The organism is Nocardioides sp. Leaf307 (assembly GCF_001423135.1).
Taxonomy (GTDB): Bacteria; Actinomycetota; Actinomycetes; order Propionibacteriales; family Nocardioidaceae; genus Nocardioides; species Nocardioides kribbensis.
In genome coordinates this window covers 1,896,308-1,914,373 of the sequence record NZ_LMNY01000001.1, presented here as the reverse complement: position 1 = coordinate 1,914,373, position 18,066 = coordinate 1,896,308, and the positions used below count along the sequence as shown (strand labels likewise).

The following is an 18,066-nucleotide window of genomic DNA, read 5'->3' as shown; positions in this document are numbered from 1 at the left end:
TCCATGGGGTTCCACCCCAAACCCCGGCAAGCCGCTAGCGCGTCTTGTTACTAGAAAGACTTAGAAGTTAAGGATGATGAAGATATAACCTTCCTTCCTTAATAGTTAAGAAGATGTTTTCTAAGGCGGCTTGTCCGCCCCGGCGCAGCCGGTACAGAAAGGAACATATGAAGAAAAATGAAGGTGAATGTAACTTTGAAGGTTGCTTTAGAAACAAGCATTCAAAGGGTCTATGCACAACGCACTATCAACAGCAACGTGTTGGTAAACCCTTAACACCAATTGGTAAGCGTGGTCCAAAGCCCGGTAGTAAGATTAGAACCAAGCCTAAAGAAGAAGATAGACGTAGATTCAACGGTGGTCTGAACAAGAAGTTTGCAGGTCAAGACTGCAAGCATGAAGGATGCACCAGACCTGCCACTGTTAGATACATGTGTTACACCCATGACTGTCAGTTTCGGAAGTATGGGTACACATGGAAGATTGGAACAAAAAGACCAAGAAAGGATGGGAACGATTTGAATGAAGTGAAGATTACTGATGGGTTCAGCACCGACCGGTACTGTGAAGTATGTAACCAAACTAAGCATTGGACCAAGTACCACCTAGAACAGCAGATGTGCGCAGACTGCCACCGCATCAAGGTAACTGTACGTCTTGAACCAGTAGAAAAGAAGCCACTTAAGACCAAGAAGAAGTACACGGTCGATGACTTGCTAGCAGACATTGCAACACTTTCGGAAGACAATCAGTAACATTGTAGATGCATAGTTCACTAACTGAATTCATCAAGTGGCCGGATGACCAACGTAGGGGTTGTCCGGCCACTTTTGTTTTGTAGAAAAAAAGATGAAAAAAGTTTCCCAAATACCCCTAAATTGGGCCGCTTTAGGAAACAAGGATGATATAATAGTTATAGACGTTAGAAAGTAGCGTCACAATCCTACGAAAGAAGTGAACTATGTATGAAACTATGTATCATCGAAACCACGCTAGAACAGCGTGAAGCAGCAAAGAAGGCAGCAACAAAGCGTTACGAACACAATCGCCACACACCAGACCGTGCAGGTTGGCAAGGTGGCAAGTGCCCGGTAGGTGAATACCGTGCAATTATTGCTGAAATTGGTGCGGCCAACGCACTAGGCTATGACTGGAATGACCTGTGCTTGTTCAGCACGGACCCTGCTGATTACACCACCGCTGATTTGGGCGGTATCTGGGAAGTCAAGGCAGGAAGCACCTTTAGCAAGAAGGACATTACCAAGGGTGCCAAGTACATCATCTGGGTAGCACCGTGGAACACCGGTCAAGTCTTTGACTGTGGATATGACACGTGCAAGACCCTTAACCCACACAGAACACTATCTGGTGTTGTGGAAGTTCTAGGTTGGACGAACCTAGAAGAAGACCTAAGTCTGTGTTCAGACTTCGGCAATTACTACAAGCCTGCTGGTGCTGCCATGCGCAGTGCAGCAACACTGCCAACGTTGGGTGGTGTGACGGTATGACTGAATTTGAAGAAGTCATCAACAGTACCTACAAGCCCAAGGAAGTAGCAGACCTAGCGCATGAATTCGCTAAGGGTCAGTTCGATATCAACGTAGAAAAGGTCTATAAGACTTTGTCTACTGCAACTGACTGGTTGGCAGAACAGACAGACCCGTTCGTGGTCGCAGCAGCGCTGGAAATCTTGTCCCTTGAATGGGATGAAGCGACCGGGGTTGATGATGATGAATCGTCTAACCAGTGACGCTGTAGCACAGATTAAGGCTGCTGATGGGGTCTACAGGGCCGCAGACGTGGCTAGGGCATATGAAGTACACCGCAGCACCGTTACACGCATCTGGCAGGGTCAGATTCATGGGCAGGTATCCCCCGCACCTGACTTCCCTGATGTGAACGTCAGATACCGCCCATCAGACAAGGTTGAAGACCTAGACATTCTGATTCGGCGCGGTATGAAGATTGACGAAGCAGCAGATTCCCTAGGTATGTCCCGTTCACAAGCGTATGTACTAAGGGGGTTGTTTCTATGATTACAACACTAATCATCATCGTGTCGCTGTACAACGGATACAAGTTGGCACGCATTACTACAAAACTACAGGAACTAAGGAAGGTATCAGTATGAAGACTTACTTCGAAACACTATGGAAGGACCCAGCAGCCGCACGTAAGGCGGTACTGGCATTGATTGCCGTGGTCGCACAGATTGCCGTAGCGGTCTTCCCTACCGCTAGTTGGGTGCCGGTACTGATTGCAGTGGCTACTGCACTAGGTGTGTACCACGTGCGCAATGACAGGAAGAAGGTGGTGCGCCCATGATGACTGTAACCATCACAAGGGACCTAGCCACCAATGAATACACCATTGAAGTGAAGTGCCAAGACGGAAAACTAGGCAAAGATATTGCACGCGCCATGCTGCCGGTATTGCAGGAAAACATGATGAAGGGGGTACGTCGTGAAGGTAGTAAAGGTTGAAGTTCTAGCAGACGTTACCTACATCAACTTGGTTGTATCTAATGAAGCATCAACAGCAACGCTAGGCCGTGCGGTACTGGCAGCACTGAATGACTATTACAGGAACGACAAGGACGAACACACAAAGGGGGTTAATTGAATGGAAGACTGGAAGGTAGTGACATACGACAGCACATCACAGACAGGACCAGCCAAGGCTATGCAGGCATTGTGTGATGACCTAGATGAAAAGGGTACAGACTATGAAGTCATGGACTATGTAACAGCCGGGCCGGTACAGGAAGATGTACGTACCACTAAGCCTAAGACTAAGAAGACAGTAGGAACTACAGAACTAGAAGTACGTTGATGCCGGGTGGTGTCAATGCCGGGTGGGGTATCTAGCAGGATGGATTAGATACCCCACCTAAACCCCGGTAGGGGTATGGATGAAAGGGGGGTATGTATGTGGCAGTACAAAGCAGCAGGGGTAGTACCTATAAGAAGAACAGACTGACAGTGTTAGCACGTGACAACTACTGTTGTGTCTATTGTGGAAGGGAAGCAACTACCGCAGACCACGTGGTTGCTGTAGCAAACGGCGGTACGGATGATGTATCTAATCTAGTAGCCTGTTGTATCACTTGTAATAGCAGTAAAGGCAAAAGAATTAACGTCAGACTGAACTACTATGATGCCCGGTGGCTAGATAGCCTGTAGGAAAATAATTTAGAAGAAGTTGCAAGAAGCAGAAGGTTGCGTTTTTTTGGTGGTGGTCCCACACCCCGCCCCCTTCTGTTGTTTTCAAAATCGGGGCAAAATCATTCCAAATTGAAAGGATTGCCAAGAATCTGGCAAAGTTGAAGAAGATTGAATACAAACAGTACATTTTCAGAAGCAGTGGATGCCTACCTTGCTTCTGCCGACTATCTAATTGATGAAGATTTGCCACTGGTGGTGGCACTTAAGCAGGCAGCACTAGAACTAGACACCAATGGTGTTCAAGCAGCATTGCTAAATACGTTCGGTGTGACGTACAGGGCACTGCGTAAGAAGGCAGGCCAGAATAATGGGGATGCAGACCCCCAACTTGAATTTCTGGACAGTCTATGAACGCCTTCGACACGGTGAACCTTGGCAGCGTTCAGCCAAGTGAATTGATGCAGATTGCAAGGCGCTTCGGTGCCGATGCAAAAAGCGTTGTCAGCATCACCTTCAATGCCGATGGGTCAGTTGTAGCCACGTGCATTGTCTGCGCTGATTGCAAGCAGGAAATGCATCAGCAGACACCAGCACTAAAGGATGAAGTTTGGTTAAGCATCTGGCCCGACGATGACGGCAGGCTGTGCCTTGATTGCACCGAACGCAGGCTAGGTCACAAGGTCACGAAGGATGACCTTTGGTGACCGAACGTTGGATTCCGGGAACCTACACCAGTCCCCTATCCCCTGACTTCGTATCTGACGGGCCGGTACTTAGAAAGTTCGTAGAACTATTCTGCAAGACAGAAGACGGTAACCCGCTAGTCCTAGATGCTTGGCAGGCATGGCTAGTTGACCACGTTCTAGAACGCTACCCAGATGACTGGCATGAAGAAGACAAGCGTGGCCGTCTGCGTTATCGCAGTGTCGTCATCAGCATGGGACGACAGAACGGCAAGTCTGAACTAGCACAGGTGTTTGGCTTCTACGGCTTAATGATGCACGAAGCAGGACCATACGTCTTGTCACTGGCTTCTAATGCTGACCAAGCAACAATTATCTACAACCGTGTTAAGTACAGCATTGATTCTAACAGGCACCTGAACAACAGGTTCAAGACAACTGGTACCCGTGGTATCACCAGACTGGACAAGCCCGGTACCTACAAGGTCAAGCCTGCCAAGGCAGATGCACTACAGGGAATCCCTGTCACCCTGTGTCTGTTTGACGAAGTTCACCTGTGCCCACCGGATATGTGGTCAGCCATGATTCTAGGTACGACTGCTAAGAAGGACGGTCTGGTCATTGGCATCACCACCGCTGGTGACGACAACAGCACCTTGCTTAAGACGCTGTACGACCAAGGCAAGCAGTCTGTGGCCGGTACAGGTTCACAGCGCCTTGGATTCTTCGTCTGGGAAGCACCAGAAGGCTGCAAGGTCGATGACCCAGAAGCCTTGATGGACGCCAACCCTGCACTTGCGTCAGGACGCTTGTCCATGGACGTGGCACTAGAACAAGTCAGGTCGATGCAGGAAGCAGACGCACGCAGATTCCGTCTGAACCAATTTGTGTCATCTGAATCTTCTTGGCTGCCTATGTCGATGTGGCACCGTGCAGAAGAAGGTCCGGTACCGATTGAATCACCAGTCTTCACAGTAGACCGCACAGTCAACTGGGAATACGCCACCATCACAGCCACCGTGAAGACAGACGAAGGTGTACATACCGGTGTGGTGGCAAGCATCAGAAAGCCCAACCTTGAATGGCTGGTGTCAGTGTGCGAACAACTACAGCGCCACAATCCAAGTATGTTCGTGATGGACGGTTACAGCCTAGGTGACCTAGGTAATGAACTGAACATGCGCGGTATGCCAACCAAGATTATGCGTAAGGCTGATGTGACCAATGCCTGTGCTACTGCCTATGCCCTAATTGCCACTGGCAAGGTGAAGCATGCTGGCGACCCACTACTAGCACAGCAATTGCCGTTCGCTGTTAGGAAGAATGACGGCGCGGGGTACAGGGTAAACAAGGGTTCATCATCAAGTCACATTGATGCAGTGATGGCAACAATCTTCGGCATCTATGTAGCGGCTAATCAATCAGAACAGGTTCTACAACTGTTTTAATTGCAACCGTATCGGACGCAGGTAAATATAATAGAAACTGTAATGACAGATTCTATTATCAAAAGGGCAGGTGTCCGTCTAGGTCTAGTAGACGCACCGACAGATGTTCGTTCTGAACTACCTATCTTGCGTAGTCCGAACATGCCCCTGAATCCCGTAAATCTTACCGGGTTCAATGACACAGCGGTAAGCACCGACAGGGCACTTGGCCTTGCCGGTGTTTTCCGCGCCGTAAGCATCCTAGGAACGTCAGTCAGCCAACTAGAAATTGGTGCATGGCGTAAAGGTCAGGAAGTTCCTACTAAGTCCACAGACTTGGTGGTACGTCCTGACGGGGATACTTCCCGTGCGGCCTTCCTAGAAAAGACCACTGTCAGCCTTGCTACAGACGGCAACGCTTTCTGGTTCCTTCGTGGCAAGACCAGCCCTGACGGCAAGCCCCGTGGTCTTGAAGTACTAGACCCACAGCACGTGATTCTGGAACGCAACCAGAATGGCAAGTTGGTCTACAGGTACCACAACAGGGTCTTGCAGGAATGGCAGGTCAAGCACCTGTGGCTTATGCGTCTACCCGGCTACGACCGTGGCGTAGGTCCAATTCAGGTTGCACAGAATGAACTACGTGGCGCACTAGACCTTAGGAACTATTCAGATAACTGGTTCCGCACAGGTGGTGTTCCTAGCGGTGTTCTAAGCACAGACAACGTTCTGACTGCTGAACAGGCTGAACAGTACCGCGATGAATGGGACAGACGTCAGTACAACCGTGGCACGGCGGTACTTGGTAAGGGTCTTTCCTACCAGCCGGTGTATCTAGCACCGAAGGACGCCATGTTTATCGAAAGCATGCAGTTCAGCGTCACGCAGATTGCCCGCATGTTCGGTATCCCAGCCACATACCTAATGACCGGTGTTGAAGGTAATTCAATGACCTACACCAACACTGAACAGGTTGACACCGTGTATGTGAAGTACACGTTGATGAAGTACCTGACAGAAATTGAAAGTGCATTGACTGACCTGTTGCCAGAAGGACAGACAGCACGTTTCAAGGTTGAAATGCTTCTTCGTGCTGACACGAAGACCCGCTATGACGCATACAAGGTGGCACTGGAATCACAGTGGCTAACACCTAATGAAGTCAGGGCAAAGGAAGGCTACCTACCAATTGAAGGTGGCGACACAGTCGTTACCGCGCCGGTAGGAAATAAAAATGAAAGCAGTGATTCAAATGCAGAACCTAGAAACTAGAAGTTTTGAAGTTAGGGCTGCTGACACTGATACCCGCACCATCACTGGTCTTGCCGTGCCATACAACACGGAAACCAACATTGGTGACTTCGTTGAAAAGTTTGAACGTGGGGCATTTGGCGAAATTTCAAACGTCAAGTTGTTCTACGGACACACCGAACCTATTGGTCTTGTCACCAAGGGTGAAGACACAGAAGACGGGTACGTGATTGAAGCCCGTATTTCAGACACACCTAAGGGTAACGAAATCTACACCCTTCTAAAGGACGGTGTTCTAAACAGATTCAGCGTTGGCTTCATCCCGGTTGAAGACCGCATGGATGACGACGTTGTGGTTAGAACCAAGGCCACCTTGAAGGAAGTAAGCGTAGTTCCTTTCCCAGCCTATGAAGGCGCAGAAGTTTTGGCTGTTCGTGGATACGACAGCACGAAGAATTCAGTTGGCACCGCCACTGAAAATACAAATAATGAAAAGGGGGACATTAATATGTCCGAAATTACATATGCATCCAGCGACGACGTAGCAGACCTACGTACCGCTGTTGATGAAATGGAACGTCGTATGGCCTTGGCTGGAACCAGCGTCAACGACAACGCGGCACCACAGTTCCGCAGTGGCGGTGACTTCCTTAAGGCACTTGCCGATGGTGACGCAGGCGCACAGAACGCAGTCCGTGCCTACACAGGCGCAACACTTTCTGATTCACACACCAGCAACGATTGGAAGGCCAACCTTCTAACCATCGTTGACCGTGGCCGTCCGGTACTGAACTTGTTCAGCCGTGGTCCACTTGGCCCATCCGGTAACAGCGTGGAATACCCAAAGGTATCTGCACTTACTGGTGACGTTGCCAAGCAGGTTGCAGAAGGTGACAACCTTGCTTACCTAGAAGTTGGCATCACCACTGCAACTGCACCTGTTGAAACCTTTGGTGGATACAGCGAACTATCCCGTCAGGCTATCGAACGTTCAGACGTTTCCTACCTAGACACTGTATTGCGTTATCAGGCTGCTTCTTACGCCAAGGTAACCAATGCCAAGGTACTTAGCGCCATGACTGCTGCTACTGCACAGGCTGGTACTTCATTCACCTTGTCTTCTGCAACCGCAGCAAACTTCCTAGACGCAGTTGTTGACGGTGTTGCAAAGATTGACGCTAACGGACAGGGCGCACAGGCTGACTTCATTGCTGTGTCACCTGACGTATACGCCAAGTTGGCAACCGTTGCAGGAAGCCAGTTTGCACTAGATGCAAACAACAGCGGTGGCGCAACCATTGGTTCCGTCAACGTACGTGGCATTTCTGGTTCCCTAGCAGGTGTACCGATTGTTGTAGTTGCTGGAATGGCTGCAAAGTCCTTCTACGTGGCTTCTTCAACCGCTGTCACTTCTTGGGAAAACAGTGGCGCACCACTTCGCCTACAGGATGAAAACATCATCAACCTAACCAAGCAGTTCAGCCTTTACGGCTACCTAGCAGTTGGTGTTACCAACGCTAACGGTTTGGTTAAGGCAACGGTGGCTTGATTCACCGTGGCTACTTGGACTGACCTAAAGGTCTTCGTGAAGGCACCAGATGCCGACAGCGCTTTGGTTCAGTCCTGTTTTGAACAGGCGGTGGCGCTGGTAACACGTACCAACCGTGTCTGGAACGCAGATACGAAGACTTACGTGGCTAGCGCCGCCCCTGTGGCAATCGTAGACAGGGCTGTGTTGGCTGTTGGTGCCGAACTGTACAACCAGCGCAATACCAAGAATGGTGTGGCGCAGTTTGCAGCCTTTGATGAAGCACCAGTACGTGTGGCACGTGACCCAATGGTTGCTGCCTATCCCCTGTTGTCACCTTGGGTGGTGTTCATCTAATGGCAATTTTGTCTGAACTACGCACCGAACTAGCAGGCGTATTGGCCGGTACGGGAATTGAAGTCATTGACTATATTCCCGAAGTGGTCAATCCACCACTAGCCATTGTGTCTGCTGGTGACCCTTATGTACAAGAATCATTCGATGAAAAGACGTTTGATTCAGACTACAAGGTGAACATGAAGGTGCGCCTAGTCGCATCGCCGGTACAGAACGAAGTGGCTACTGATGACCTAGATGACTACATCACTGCCACCCTTATTGCACTTAACGGTTCATGGGAAACAGAAGTATCCCAGCCGTTCATGTATGAAGTTAACGGGTACGTATATCTAGCAGCGGACCTGAACCTAAGCACGACTATCACTATCAAGTGAAATAACTAAGAAAGAATGTGAAATGAATGGCTATCGCCAACGGTAAGTACAAGGGTGGACAGTTGTCTATCCTAATCAACAACGTTGAATATAAGGGTGACCTTACAAACCTGATTATGAACAACGAAGAAGCCGACAGTGACGCAACCACCTTTGCTGATGAAGGTGCCGGTGGTGCCTTGCAGTGGTTCATGGAAGGTACAGCAGTTTCTGACTTCGGTACTGGTTCCCTTTGGAACTACGCATGGACCAACAGCGGTCAGACCGGTATTGCGTTCGTCTACAAGCCTTATGGCAACGCTACGGCAACCGCAGCCAAGCCGCACTTCACAGGAACATTGACACTTCCTGCTAAGCCACCTGTCGGTGGTGCTGCTGGTGAAACATGGTCCTGGGATGTACGCATGGACATTGCTGGAACCCCAACAATGGTAGTTGCCTGACGTATGTATTACGAAGGTTTGCGGGAAGTATCACGCAGTCTTCAACAACTTGGGGTTGCCGTCACTGACCTTAAGGCAGTGTTCAAGAAGGTTGGAACACTTGTCGTCAGTGACGCGCAATCGCTTGTTCCTAGGAAGTCTGGTGCATTGGCTGCAAGCATCAAGTCATCCAACGCAAAGAATAAGACCATTGTCAGGGCCGGTAGTTCAAGACTGCCGTATGCAGGTGTTATTCACTACGGCGGATACAACAACATTGACGCCAACCCGTTCCTGACAGATGCAGTCCAGCGTAATGGACCTGCTGCAAAGCAGATTATGGACGATGGACTAGAAGATTTGATTAGACAGTACGGACTGCGCTGAAAGACAGTCCAAATTCATGGGAAGAAGGAAATTATTATGAATCAAAAGCAAATTGCAAAGAAGGTTCTGCTTATTACTACAAGGTTGATGACAGCCCGTCAGTGGGCCAAGGCTAGAACAGCCCTAGATATGTCTAAGGAAGAAATCCTGAACGACAGTGACAGCCTTGCTGTTGTCATGGCATGGTTCACAGAAGGTGCAGACTTTTCTAAGTTTGAAGATTACCTAGACAAGCCAATTGCTGAACTGGAATCTATCTTCGCTGGTGTACCGGTCGATGACGCTGCTTGGGAAGCAGAAGTAGACAAGGTTCTAGCAGACAGTGAACCAGTCGACTGACAGTCAGTTTGAAGAAGTGGCAATGGAAAAGGCAGAATTCTGCTTGAAGACCGGCATTGCCCCTTCTGAATATGACATGTTGACGGACGTTGAAATTGCAGCGTTCGTCAACATGTTCAACAAGTTAAACAAGAAATCTTAAGGAAGGGGTTGCACCGGAAGCAACATAAGAAAATTGGCAAACACAATTAGTGTGTCTGTACTAGCAGACGTACGCGATATTAGAAGCAAACTGTCTAGCGTAGACAGTCAGTTGTCAGGCTTCGGCAAGGCTACCAAGGCAGTTGGTGGCTTGATTGCTGCTGCCTTTGCCGGTGGTGCCGCAATCAGCGGTATCAAGACTATGGTCAACAGCGCATCTGACCTTAATGAAACAATCAGCAAGACCCAAACCATCTTCGGTAAGTCCAGCCCTGCAATTATGAAGTGGGCTGATGGTGCAGCCACGTCCCTTGGTCTATCCAAGCAGGCTGCCCTAGATGGTGTATCAACGTTTGGAAACTTCTTCAACCAGATTGGTATTGGTGCGAAGGAAACCGAACGTATGTCTAAGGGCTTCGTACAGGCATCCGTTGACTTGGGTTCATTCCACAACGCTGCACCTGTAGAAGTCATGGACGCTTTGTCTGCTGCAACCCGTGGTGAATACGACAGTTTGCAGAAGTTCATTCCAACCATCAATGCTGCAAGGGTTGAAATGGAAGCAATGCGTCAGACTGGTAAGGCTAGCGCCAAGGAACTTACCGACCAAGACAAGGCACGTGCAGTATCTAGCCTTGTAATGAAGGGTCAGGGTAAGGCTGCTGGTGACTTTGCCCGTACACAGGATTCATTGGCTAACAGAACCAAGATTGCCAAGGCGCAGTTTGACAACATGGTTGCCACACTAGGTGGCAAGTTGCTTCCTGTAGCCACAGCAGCCATGGGGTTCATCAGTTCTACTGCCCTACCGGCTTTGCAGCGCTTTGGTTCATTCGCCCAAGACAACGTTGTTCCTGCACTTAAGCAAATGGCAACGTTCTTCAAGCAGAACCAGACTGTCCTAGTGGCACTTGCTGGTGGCCTAGTTGCTGCTGGTGCGGCATGGGGCATCTACACAGGCATTATGAAGGTTTCACAGGCTGTGACTACTGCTGTCACGGTGGCACAAAGGATTCTGAATGGAACCATGCGTGCTAACCCAATTGGTCTAGTCATCACTGCCATTGGTCTTCTAGTTGCCGGATTCATCTTGGCGTACAAGAAGTCTGAAACCTTCCGCAATATCGTCAATGGTGCATTCAACGGCATCAAGAAGGTTACCCAGAAGGTCTTCCCTGTCATCAAGACAGTAATTGTCACCGTCTTCAAGGCTGTCTTCACTGCCATTAAGACGTACGTCAATATCTACAAGGCAATCATCACAACGGCTTGGAACATCATCAAGGCAGCCACCAAGGCTGCCTGGAACATCTTCAAGTCAGCGGTACTGAATCCAGTCAAGGCAGTTGTTGGGTTCGTACGTAGTGCCATGGGTAATGTCAGGGGCTTTGTCAGCAATGCATGGAACGCTGCTAAGTCTTTGACCGCATCTGTCTGGAACGGCATCAAGAATTCCGTCACCACGGCAATCAGCAACCTTATGGACAAGGTGCGCGGTATCAAGTCAGCCGTCATGGGTGCCTTTAGTGGTGCAGCATCGTGGCTTCTAAATGCCGGTAGGGACATTATCGGTGGTCTTCTAAATGGTATCCAGTCAATGATTGGCAAGGTAGAAGACAAGTTGCGTGAACTTACCAACAAGATTCCTGACCTTAAGGGACCTGCCAACGTTGACAAGGTTCTTCTTCGTAAGAATGGTCAGTTGATTATTCAAGGTCTTATTGATGGGTTTGACGACAAGGACAGTGCTGTACGTGACAGCCTTGGCCGTTTGACCAACAACATTGGTCAGAACTACGGCAGGGATTTCAAGACACCACAGTTCACCAGTTCCACAAGTTCTACTGGTTCTTCAAGTGCAGCACCAGTAATCAACGTTTACGCGCATCCGACCAACAACCCTGCCGAACTAGGTAGGACGGTCGCAAATGCACTTGATTCTTACTACAAGCAAGGGGGACGCCGTGCGGCGGTCTGATAAGAAATGGCAATTCCATACATTAACGAAAGCAATCTAAGGCTAGAAGTAGAAGTACCTACAGGTGGTCTACCCAACCTAGTACCCAATCATTCAGGTGATGACGGTGCTTGGGGTTGGGTGTCCCCTGTGGCGCAGTCCATCATTAGCAGCCGTGGTTCTGACTACGGTTATCCAGATGGAAGCCGTCTGTACTTCACCAACACAGCAGCAGTAGCAACATACTTCACCACTGAACACCTACCTGTGGCAGCCGGTAAGTATGTCAGGTCACAGTTCACCCTAAGAAGCATCAGTACATCTACTGCCATTAGGGCACGCTTTGAATTCTACACATCTGCAAAGGTCTTGATTTCATCCGGTACGCAGACAGCATTGTTGACTGCTGTAGGTAACCCGTTCTTCATGCCTGCCACTGTGGCACCGGCTGGAACGGCATACGTCAAGTTGCGTTTTGACCTATACACAGATACCGGCGCAGGCCCTGTTGCTGGTGCTAATTTCACCATGAACAAGATTCAGGTGACCTACACCGATACAGCATCTACGGTTGCTTCTGTCAGGACCAACATGGTGAAGAATCCTTCACTTGAAGTCAATACAGCCAACTGGTTCTTGATTGAAAGTTCCTTTGCACGCAGCACCGCTGCTGCCTTTACTGGTACAGCATCTATGTTGCTGACCACAGGATTCAGCAGTGGCAGTGCCACCGTACGTTCAGACAGTGGTACGTCTGGAATGCCTGTCACGGGCGGTAAGTCATACACCGTGTCTTATCACCGTAAGCACGCAGCATTGACCAACAGTCCATACACCAAGGTAACGGTCTACTGGTACGACAGCGCCGGTAAGGTATTGGACACTTATGGTGAACAAGCCACAGGTGTATCTACAGACACCAATTGGTCTAGGTTCAGTGCAACGTTTACTGCACCATCTAAGGCAGCATTCCTAAGGATGGACCTTAGTTGTTACGGTTCCAACACCTACTTTGATGCAATCATGGTTGAAGAAGGTTCAGAACTTGGTACCTACTTTGATGGTTCTATTGCTGATACCGCCACGTTCGATTACGCATGGACTGGAACAGCACACGCTTCAACGTCTACGCAGACCACCTTGGGTGATGTGTTCACGTTCAGCGAACCAAACGCATGGCGCAATATTCTTGGTCCTACATCAAGCATTAACGTCAAGCGTGCAGCCCTAGACACTGGTTCTATGTCAGCCATTGTCATGGACCCACTTCTAGACCCAGCCGTCGTACCTGATATCCGTACAGGAAAGAAGGTCCGTCTGCGCGGTCTAGTAGAAGGTGTATGGGAAAACATCTACGAAGGTCTTCTAACTGGTGCCAACACAACCTATGACCGTTCCAAGAAACGTAACGCTGAAATTGTAACCCGTATCGAAATCACAGCAGCAGACGCCATTATGGCCTTGTCCAACCAGGGTGAAGCCCGTGGTATTTCGTCTGTGTCCAACTTGCCATTCATCCTAGAAGGCAAGGGTGTTCCGTGGAACACCAACGGCAGTGGTGGTCAGGTCACCACAGTTGGTAGCGCATGGGTCAATGAAAATGCATCTGTGCTGGACCAAGTAGCGCTGACACGTGACAGTGGTCTTGCTTACGCATGGGTAGACCGAAACAACGTTCTACAGGTCTGGGACAACAACCGTCTGTCTTCTACAGCGGTCTGCACCTTTAGTGATGTTGCTAGTTCAGACCCAACATGGGTGTCCTATTCAGACATTAACGTTGACTTCAATAGCGATACCTGCATCAACAGTGTCAGCATCAAGTGGCTTCGCTACGACCCAACTAGCGGTGCTACAGAAGAAATCCCATACGGGCCATTCATTGATGCTGCATCACAGGCAACGTGGGGACCACACACAGCAGAATTCACCATTGGTGGACCTACTGAATCCCTAACCAATATTCAGGCTTACGCCAACGCAGTCTTGACTGCCAACGGCACACCGCAGATTAGGTGCAACAGTCTGACCATGCCTGTCAATGATGCCCGCGAATTGAAGTGGGCGGTACGCAATGACCTTTATACCCCGGTCGCTGTTAAGTACAACACCAAGGTAGACAAGACACTACGCATCACCAGTATTGAACACCAGATTACGCCTAAGGGATGGTTTGTCACCTACGGCTTTGATGTTCAGACTTCTGTTGCACAGCCTACCTATACCCCGGCACCACCTTACAAGGGCACAACTGCTGAAACGGCTATCTTCAACAACATCAACATCAGGTCTGCCGATGATGCAACAACTGCTGCTGGAAATGAACCAGCATTGAAGGTTGGTCCAACAACAGGACAGCACTTGCGTATTGACAACAATGAAGTCTTGGCAATGCTTAACGACAACACCCAAGGAACCTTGGTCTTGAATGTCGGTGGGCCAATCAATGCTTCTGGCTTTGTCAAGGCTGGTTCTAGGACGCTGAACGTTACGGCTGTCAACACTTTGATTACATCTGATGTCACGTTCCCTAATGCGTTCCCTGCATCTGGTCCTGTACCAACGGTGATGTTGACACTTAGGAATATCACCAACGCAACTGCACAGGTACGTATGTCGGTGTCTAACTTGACCCGTACCGGCTTCACCATTCAGATGGTCAGAAGTGCTGGTACTGGTTCTACAGATGTTGACTGGTTGGCGGTGGCACAATAATGCTTAACTTCTTGTCCGGTGTACCGGTCATTGGTGAAATCATTGTTGCTATCGCAGCAGCGGTGGCTGCCTTCCTACTTATTAGAAAGGTAGTCATCCTGCCAGCCATTACATTCCTGAAAAGGGTAAACGGCGGTATGGATACATTGCTTGGTTATGAAGCAGTACTAGACCCCGGTAGTGGTAAGCAACTTAAAGAAGCCACACCACCACTAGCCCTTAGGGTAGACACACTAGAAGAAGCCTTAACGGTGTTGGTGGAAAATCAATCAAAGATGATTACTGTTCACGAAAGAATTACTGCGCTAGAAGAATGGCGCATGAAACACGTAACGTGGTCCGAAGATGTGTTAAAGGACGTTCAACAAACCAATATTGATTGGCAGAAGGAACACGAAGCCCTACACCTTCTAAGCCACGAAGTCGCAACAGGAATTAACAAAGCCCCTTCCCCATGAAGCACAAAAACCCCTAAGCCACATCAGGCCTAGGGGTTTTTGTGTGAAAGTTCAGGACTTGTCTTCCATGAACTTCTTGTAGTCGTCGTAGATTTCCTGGTTCAGAACACGGGTGTCAACCGTGATGGGCGAACCAGACTTGGCGGTCTTCTTGTTGTCTACCGCCCATGCACGAACATCAGCGTGAACGTAGCCGTAGGTGTCCACCGGCTTGCGACCACGGCCAGACGCAGCAGCAGCCTTCGGGGCGGTACGGGGTGCAGCAGAAGCAGCCTTGGGAATGGCACCTTCACCCTTGGCCCACGTGATGAAGCCTTCCTTGGTTTCACTACCAAGATAGATTTCATAGGTGTCACCGTCGATGGTGATGACAGTGGGCTTGGTGTCGCTGTTCAGTTCAGCGCCGGTCAAGTCGTCCACGATGATGGTGTGCATGCCCATGATGGGTTCCCCTTAAGAAGTCATGTTGAAGCGTCTAGGACAAGATACACGTCTAGAACGTCTAGAACAAGTCTAGGAAGAATTGGCCTATATATCCGTGTACTAGACCGAACCTGTGGGATAGGCCTAGGAAGCCCTAGAAGGCATGCTAGACTGCGCGGGAAATAGTGTGTGACGCAACGGGACTGACCAAAAATTAATGTCAGTTATCGGCGGCAGGTTCACGCCACGGTGAGTGGGTCGAGAGGGTGCTGATCGCGGGTCAGAACCCGTCAGCGTCGAACTCAGGACCCGGCGAGGCGCGCCCCGGTCCACGACTCGTCCTCGGAGACGTCCCGGATGACGTCGAGCCAGCCCGGGGGCTCGAGGGCAGGCTGGTCGCCGTCGTCGATCTCGGCGACCAGCGAGCCGTCCTCGTGCTCGTCGACGACGACCAGCAGGCCGTCGCGGCGGACCATGTGGCGTCGCTTGCGCAGGACCCGGCTCGGCAGCGCGGCCAGGACGGCCCACTCGGCGTCGTCGAGGTAGAGGTTGGTGCACGCGACCTCGGCCGGGCCGTCGGACAGCCGTACCTTGTGCCCGAGCTTGCGGACGACGGTGCCGTCGGCCTCCCGCACCTCGCGCAGCCGCAGCCGCGTGCCCGTGACGTAGCGGTCGACGATGTCCTTGGTGCTCGACACCTCCTCGGGGATCCGACGGACCAGCCAGCGGCGCTCGCGCTCGACCACGGCGTACTTCAGCGAGACGGACATCGCGACAGGCTAGGGCCCGGAGGGGTTCGGGCCCGACGACCCGGGCTGGTGGAAACGTGCGGCGCCCCGCTGGGCCTTCGCGGCGCTGGCTCGAGCACGCTGGTCCGCCTCGTGGCGGCTCGACAGCTGCTCTCCCCCGGTCTCACCGCTGCGCAGGCGGCGTGCGAGCCGACCAGCGCTGACCCAGCCGGCGACGGCGTAGAGGACGACGGCCGCCAGACAGGCGACGAGGATCCAGGTGAACACGACGGGCCTCCCGAGACGGAAAGTAAAGACGACGCGATCCTAGGCCACAGCGACACCGGGCGCGGCTGACCGCGCAGGACGGTCGCCCTGCCGACTCGGGCTACGTCGGGGCGACGAGCGTGGCACGCACGACGCGGCCGACGGCCTCGTCGGCCTCGACCAGGACCGACCCGTCGGCGGCGACGACCGCCGAGCGGCCGGCGGTCTCGGTGAATCCCCCGCCGGTGCCGCCGGCATGACTGGCGATGAGCACGGGCACACCGAGCGCGCGACTGATCACGAAGGCCCGTGCACGGCACTCGACGACGTCGGCGGGCACGTCGACGACACCGGCGGCGTAGAGGTCGACACCGAGCGGGGCCAGACCCGCGGTGTGCTGGCTGGCTCCGGTGTCCTTGCAGATGGCCAGGCCGACGACCCAGCCGTCGACCGTCGTGGTGGCTGGGCCGTCGCCGGGGGTGAAGCGGCGGTGCTCGTCGCCGTGGAGCCAGCTCTTGCGGTAGGCCAGCGAGACCCCGTCGGCGTCGACACGGACGGTGGCGATGAAGAGGCGGTCATCGACGGCCACCGGAGCGCCGACCAGGGCCACGGCTCCCGCCCGGGCACAGGCCTCGACGACGACCGCCCAGCGCGGGTCGTCGAGCGCGACGGGCTCCGCGTCCAGCTCGTAGCCGGTCAGCGAGAGCTCCGGGAAGACGACCAGGCGAGCACCGGCCGAGGCGAGGGCGAGAGCGTGCTCGCGCGCGGTGGCGGCGAGGTCGCCGCGATGGACCCTCGGCTGCGCGACGGCGACGTCCAGGTCGGGCAGGTCGGGCAGGTCGGGCTTGCTCACGCGGCACACGATCCCACGCCCCGTCGCGGCACCACGCGCCACGGCGACCCCACGCGCCACGGCTACCGGAGTGCCGCGACCACCCCTCTCAGCTGCTCGGCCCCGTCTGCGGGGCGTCGACCACCACGAGCGGCCCCTCCTCGGGCGTCGGCGCCTCGACGTGGTCGACGTAGCGCTCGGCCAGCGCCTCGTCGATGACGAAGTCGTCGGGGTGCGCCGCACGACGCCCGCGCAGGCGGGCCAGCACGGTGGCGCGGTCGGTGGCGAGGTGGACGGTCTCGGGCACGACGCCCAGCGGCGCCAGGAGCCGGCGGTAGTCGTCGCGCATCGCGCGCGACCAGAAGGAGAAGTCGAGCACCACGTCGGCGCCGTCCCCGACGAGTTGCAGCAGACGGGCGCGCAGGTCGGTCTCGATCTCGGCCCGCACCTCGGGCGGCAGCGGCACCGTGGTGATCCCGCGCCGCCACATCTCGACGTCGAAGGACAGCCGGGTCATGCCGGCCGTCTCGAGACCTCTCGCGTAGGTCGTCTTGCCCGACCCCGCGGGGCCGCACATGAAGACGACCCTGGGCACCACGCCAGGCTGGTG

The 18,066-nt window shown here is 52.4% G+C and carries 22 protein-coding genes; 18 read left to right on the top strand and 4 right to left on the bottom strand.

The genetic code is table 11. The features are described from left to right. Positions 1 to 965 precede the first annotated feature (965 nt). The 18 genes from ASF50_RS18970 (at position 966) to ASF50_RS18910 (ending at position 15,206) form a co-directional block, all read left to right on the top strand. Positions 966 to 1,508 carry a hypothetical protein gene (locus ASF50_RS18970; RefSeq protein WP_156718174.1) on the top strand — a complete coding sequence of 181 codons (543 nt, stop codon included), beginning with the start codon at positions 966 to 968 and terminating at the stop codon, positions 1,506 to 1,508. Then, on the top strand, positions 1,505 to 1,750 hold the full coding sequence (locus ASF50_RS18965) for a hypothetical protein (protein ID WP_156718173.1): 246 nt from the start codon (positions 1,505 to 1,507) through the stop codon (positions 1,748 to 1,750). Before ASF50_RS18970 ends, ASF50_RS18965 begins: the two co-directional genes overlap by 4 nt. 377 nt (positions 1,751 to 2,127) lie before the next feature. Next, positions 2,128 to 2,325, top strand: coding sequence for a hypothetical protein (locus tag ASF50_RS18960; RefSeq protein ID WP_156718171.1), 198 nt, complete (start codon positions 2,128 to 2,130; stop codon positions 2,323 to 2,325). Continuing rightward, positions 2,322 to 2,483 carry a hypothetical protein gene (locus ASF50_RS18955; RefSeq protein ID WP_156718170.1) on the top strand — a complete coding sequence of 54 codons (162 nt, stop codon included), beginning with the start codon at positions 2,322 to 2,324 and terminating at the stop codon, positions 2,481 to 2,483. Before ASF50_RS18960 ends, ASF50_RS18955 begins: the two co-directional genes overlap by 4 nt. 441 nt (positions 2,484 to 2,924) lie before the next feature. Further along, positions 2,925 to 3,182 (top strand): HNH endonuclease, encoded by a 258-nt coding sequence (locus ASF50_RS20060; protein ID WP_082502913.1) that lies wholly within the window; start codon positions 2,925 to 2,927, stop codon positions 3,180 to 3,182. A 180-nt stretch (positions 3,183 to 3,362) separates the two neighbouring features. Next, the gene (locus tag ASF50_RS18950) at positions 3,363 to 3,575 is read left to right on the top strand and encodes a hypothetical protein (RefSeq protein WP_156718169.1); all 213 of its coding nucleotides are present in this window, start codon (positions 3,363 to 3,365) and stop codon (positions 3,573 to 3,575) included. Next, positions 3,572 to 3,868, top strand: coding sequence for a hypothetical protein (locus tag ASF50_RS18945; RefSeq protein WP_156718168.1), 297 nt, complete (start codon positions 3,572 to 3,574; stop codon positions 3,866 to 3,868). The genes ASF50_RS18950 and ASF50_RS18945 overlap by 4 nt, the downstream gene beginning before the upstream one ends. Beyond that, entirely contained in the window at positions 3,865 to 5,295 is a 1,431-nt protein-coding gene (locus tag ASF50_RS18440) for a terminase large subunit domain-containing protein (protein WP_156718167.1), read from the top strand. The genes ASF50_RS18945 and ASF50_RS18440 overlap by 4 nt, the downstream gene beginning before the upstream one ends. A gap of 141 nt (positions 5,296 to 5,436) precedes the next feature. Then, positions 5,437 to 6,546 carry a phage portal protein gene (locus ASF50_RS18435; RefSeq protein WP_162242374.1) on the top strand — a complete coding sequence of 370 codons (1,110 nt, stop codon included), beginning with the start codon at positions 5,437 to 5,439 and terminating at the stop codon, positions 6,544 to 6,546. Continuing rightward, a complete protein-coding gene (locus ASF50_RS18430; RefSeq protein ID WP_082503069.1) occupies positions 6,509 to 8,074 on the top strand; it encodes an HK97 family phage prohead protease in 1,566 nt (521 codons plus the stop codon). The genes ASF50_RS18435 and ASF50_RS18430 overlap by 38 nt, the downstream gene beginning before the upstream one ends. Before the next feature lie 36 nt (positions 8,075 to 8,110). Next, a complete protein-coding gene (locus ASF50_RS18940) occupies positions 8,111 to 8,410 on the top strand; it encodes a hypothetical protein (protein WP_156718165.1) in 300 nt (99 codons plus the stop codon). A gap of 8 nt (positions 8,411 to 8,418) precedes the next feature. After that, positions 8,419 to 8,787, top strand: a complete 369-nt coding sequence (locus ASF50_RS18935; RefSeq protein ID WP_156718164.1) for a hypothetical protein — start codon at positions 8,419 to 8,421, stop codon at positions 8,785 to 8,787. A gap of 26 nt (positions 8,788 to 8,813) precedes the next feature. Continuing rightward, positions 8,814 to 9,230, top strand: a complete 417-nt coding sequence (locus ASF50_RS18930; RefSeq protein ID WP_156718163.1) for a hypothetical protein — start codon at positions 8,814 to 8,816, stop codon at positions 9,228 to 9,230. 78 nt (positions 9,231 to 9,308) lie between these two features. After that, positions 9,309 to 9,596 carry a hypothetical protein gene (locus ASF50_RS18925; RefSeq protein WP_156718162.1) on the top strand — a complete coding sequence of 96 codons (288 nt, stop codon included), beginning with the start codon at positions 9,309 to 9,311 and terminating at the stop codon, positions 9,594 to 9,596. A gap of 36 nt (positions 9,597 to 9,632) precedes the next feature. After that, a complete protein-coding gene (locus tag ASF50_RS18920) occupies positions 9,633 to 9,935 on the top strand; it encodes a hypothetical protein (RefSeq protein ID WP_156718161.1) in 303 nt (100 codons plus the stop codon). 253 nt (positions 9,936 to 10,188) lie between these two features. Then, positions 10,189 to 12,054 carry a hypothetical protein gene (locus ASF50_RS18915; protein ID WP_156718159.1) on the top strand — a complete coding sequence of 622 codons (1,866 nt, stop codon included), beginning with the start codon at positions 10,189 to 10,191 and terminating at the stop codon, positions 12,052 to 12,054. Positions 12,055 to 12,183: 129 nt separating this feature from the next. Beyond that, complete coding sequence (locus tag ASF50_RS18425; protein ID WP_162242373.1) at positions 12,184 to 14,748, top strand: H-type lectin domain-containing protein; 2,565 nt, start codon at positions 12,184 to 12,186, stop codon at positions 14,746 to 14,748. Then, the gene (locus tag ASF50_RS18910) at positions 14,748 to 15,206 is read left to right on the top strand and encodes a hypothetical protein (protein ID WP_156718158.1); all 459 of its coding nucleotides are present in this window, start codon (positions 14,748 to 14,750) and stop codon (positions 15,204 to 15,206) included. Before ASF50_RS18425 ends, ASF50_RS18910 begins: the two co-directional genes overlap by 1 nt. Positions 15,207 to 15,257: 51 nt before the next feature. Here ASF50_RS18910 and ASF50_RS18420 read toward each other — a convergent pair whose 3' ends face one another. The 4 genes from ASF50_RS18420 to ASF50_RS08725 all read right to left on the bottom strand — a co-directional run bounded on the left by ASF50_RS18420 (position 15,258) and on the right by ASF50_RS08725 (position 18,051). Next, positions 15,258 to 15,647: an Lsr2 family protein gene (locus tag ASF50_RS18420; RefSeq protein WP_082502907.1), complete on the bottom strand. Its 390-nt coding sequence runs from the start codon at positions 15,645 to 15,647 to the stop codon at positions 15,258 to 15,260. 284 nt (positions 15,648 to 15,931) lie between these two features. After that, positions 15,932 to 16,399, bottom strand: a complete 468-nt coding sequence (locus ASF50_RS08740; RefSeq protein ID WP_056904072.1) for a hypothetical protein — start codon at positions 16,397 to 16,399, stop codon at positions 15,932 to 15,934. A gap of 346 nt (positions 16,400 to 16,745) precedes the next feature. Beyond that, the gene (locus tag ASF50_RS08730; RefSeq protein ID WP_200920054.1) at positions 16,746 to 17,477 is read right to left on the bottom strand and encodes a carbon-nitrogen hydrolase family protein; all 732 of its coding nucleotides are present in this window, start codon (positions 17,475 to 17,477) and stop codon (positions 16,746 to 16,748) included. An 88-nt stretch (positions 17,478 to 17,565) separates the two neighbouring features. Then, positions 17,566 to 18,051, bottom strand: coding sequence for an AAA family ATPase (locus ASF50_RS08725; RefSeq protein ID WP_200920053.1), 486 nt, complete (start codon positions 18,049 to 18,051; stop codon positions 17,566 to 17,568). Positions 18,052 to 18,066 lie beyond the last annotated feature (15 nt).

Bases quoted from the DNA above. Each gene is read 5' to 3' on its own strand.
- ASF50_RS18970 (WP_156718174.1), top strand. From the start codon at position 966: ATGAAACTATGTATCATCGAAACCACGCTAGAACAGCGTGAAGCAGCA.
- ASF50_RS18965 (WP_156718173.1), top strand. From the start codon at position 1,505: ATGACTGAATTTGAAGAAGTCATCAACAGTACCTACAAGCCCAAGGAA.
- ASF50_RS18960 (WP_156718171.1), top strand. From the start codon at position 2,128: ATGAAGACTTACTTCGAAACACTATGGAAGGACCCAGCAGCCGCACGT.
- ASF50_RS18955 (WP_156718170.1), top strand. From the start codon at position 2,322: ATGATGACTGTAACCATCACAAGGGACCTAGCCACCAATGAATACACC.
- ASF50_RS20060 (WP_082502913.1), top strand. From the start codon at position 2,925: ATGTATGTGGCAGTACAAAGCAGCAGGGGTAGTACCTATAAGAAGAAC.
- ASF50_RS18945 (WP_156718168.1), top strand. From the start codon at position 3,572: ATGAACGCCTTCGACACGGTGAACCTTGGCAGCGTTCAGCCAAGTGAA.
- ASF50_RS18435 (WP_162242374.1), top strand. From the start codon at position 5,437: ATGCCCCTGAATCCCGTAAATCTTACCGGGTTCAATGACACAGCGGTA.
- ASF50_RS18430 (WP_082503069.1), top strand. From the start codon at position 6,509: ATGAAAGCAGTGATTCAAATGCAGAACCTAGAAACTAGAAGTTTTGAA.
- ASF50_RS18930 (WP_156718163.1), top strand. From the start codon at position 8,814: ATGGCTATCGCCAACGGTAAGTACAAGGGTGGACAGTTGTCTATCCTA.
- ASF50_RS18920 (WP_156718161.1), top strand. From the start codon at position 9,633: ATGAATCAAAAGCAAATTGCAAAGAAGGTTCTGCTTATTACTACAAGG.
- ASF50_RS18910 (WP_156718158.1), top strand. From the start codon at position 14,748: ATGCTTAACTTCTTGTCCGGTGTACCGGTCATTGGTGAAATCATTGTT.
- ASF50_RS18420 (WP_082502907.1), bottom strand. From the start codon at position 15,647: ATGGGCATGCACACCATCATCGTGGACGACTTGACCGGCGCTGAACTG.
- ASF50_RS08740 (WP_056904072.1), bottom strand. From the start codon at position 16,399: ATGTCCGTCTCGCTGAAGTACGCCGTGGTCGAGCGCGAGCGCCGCTGG.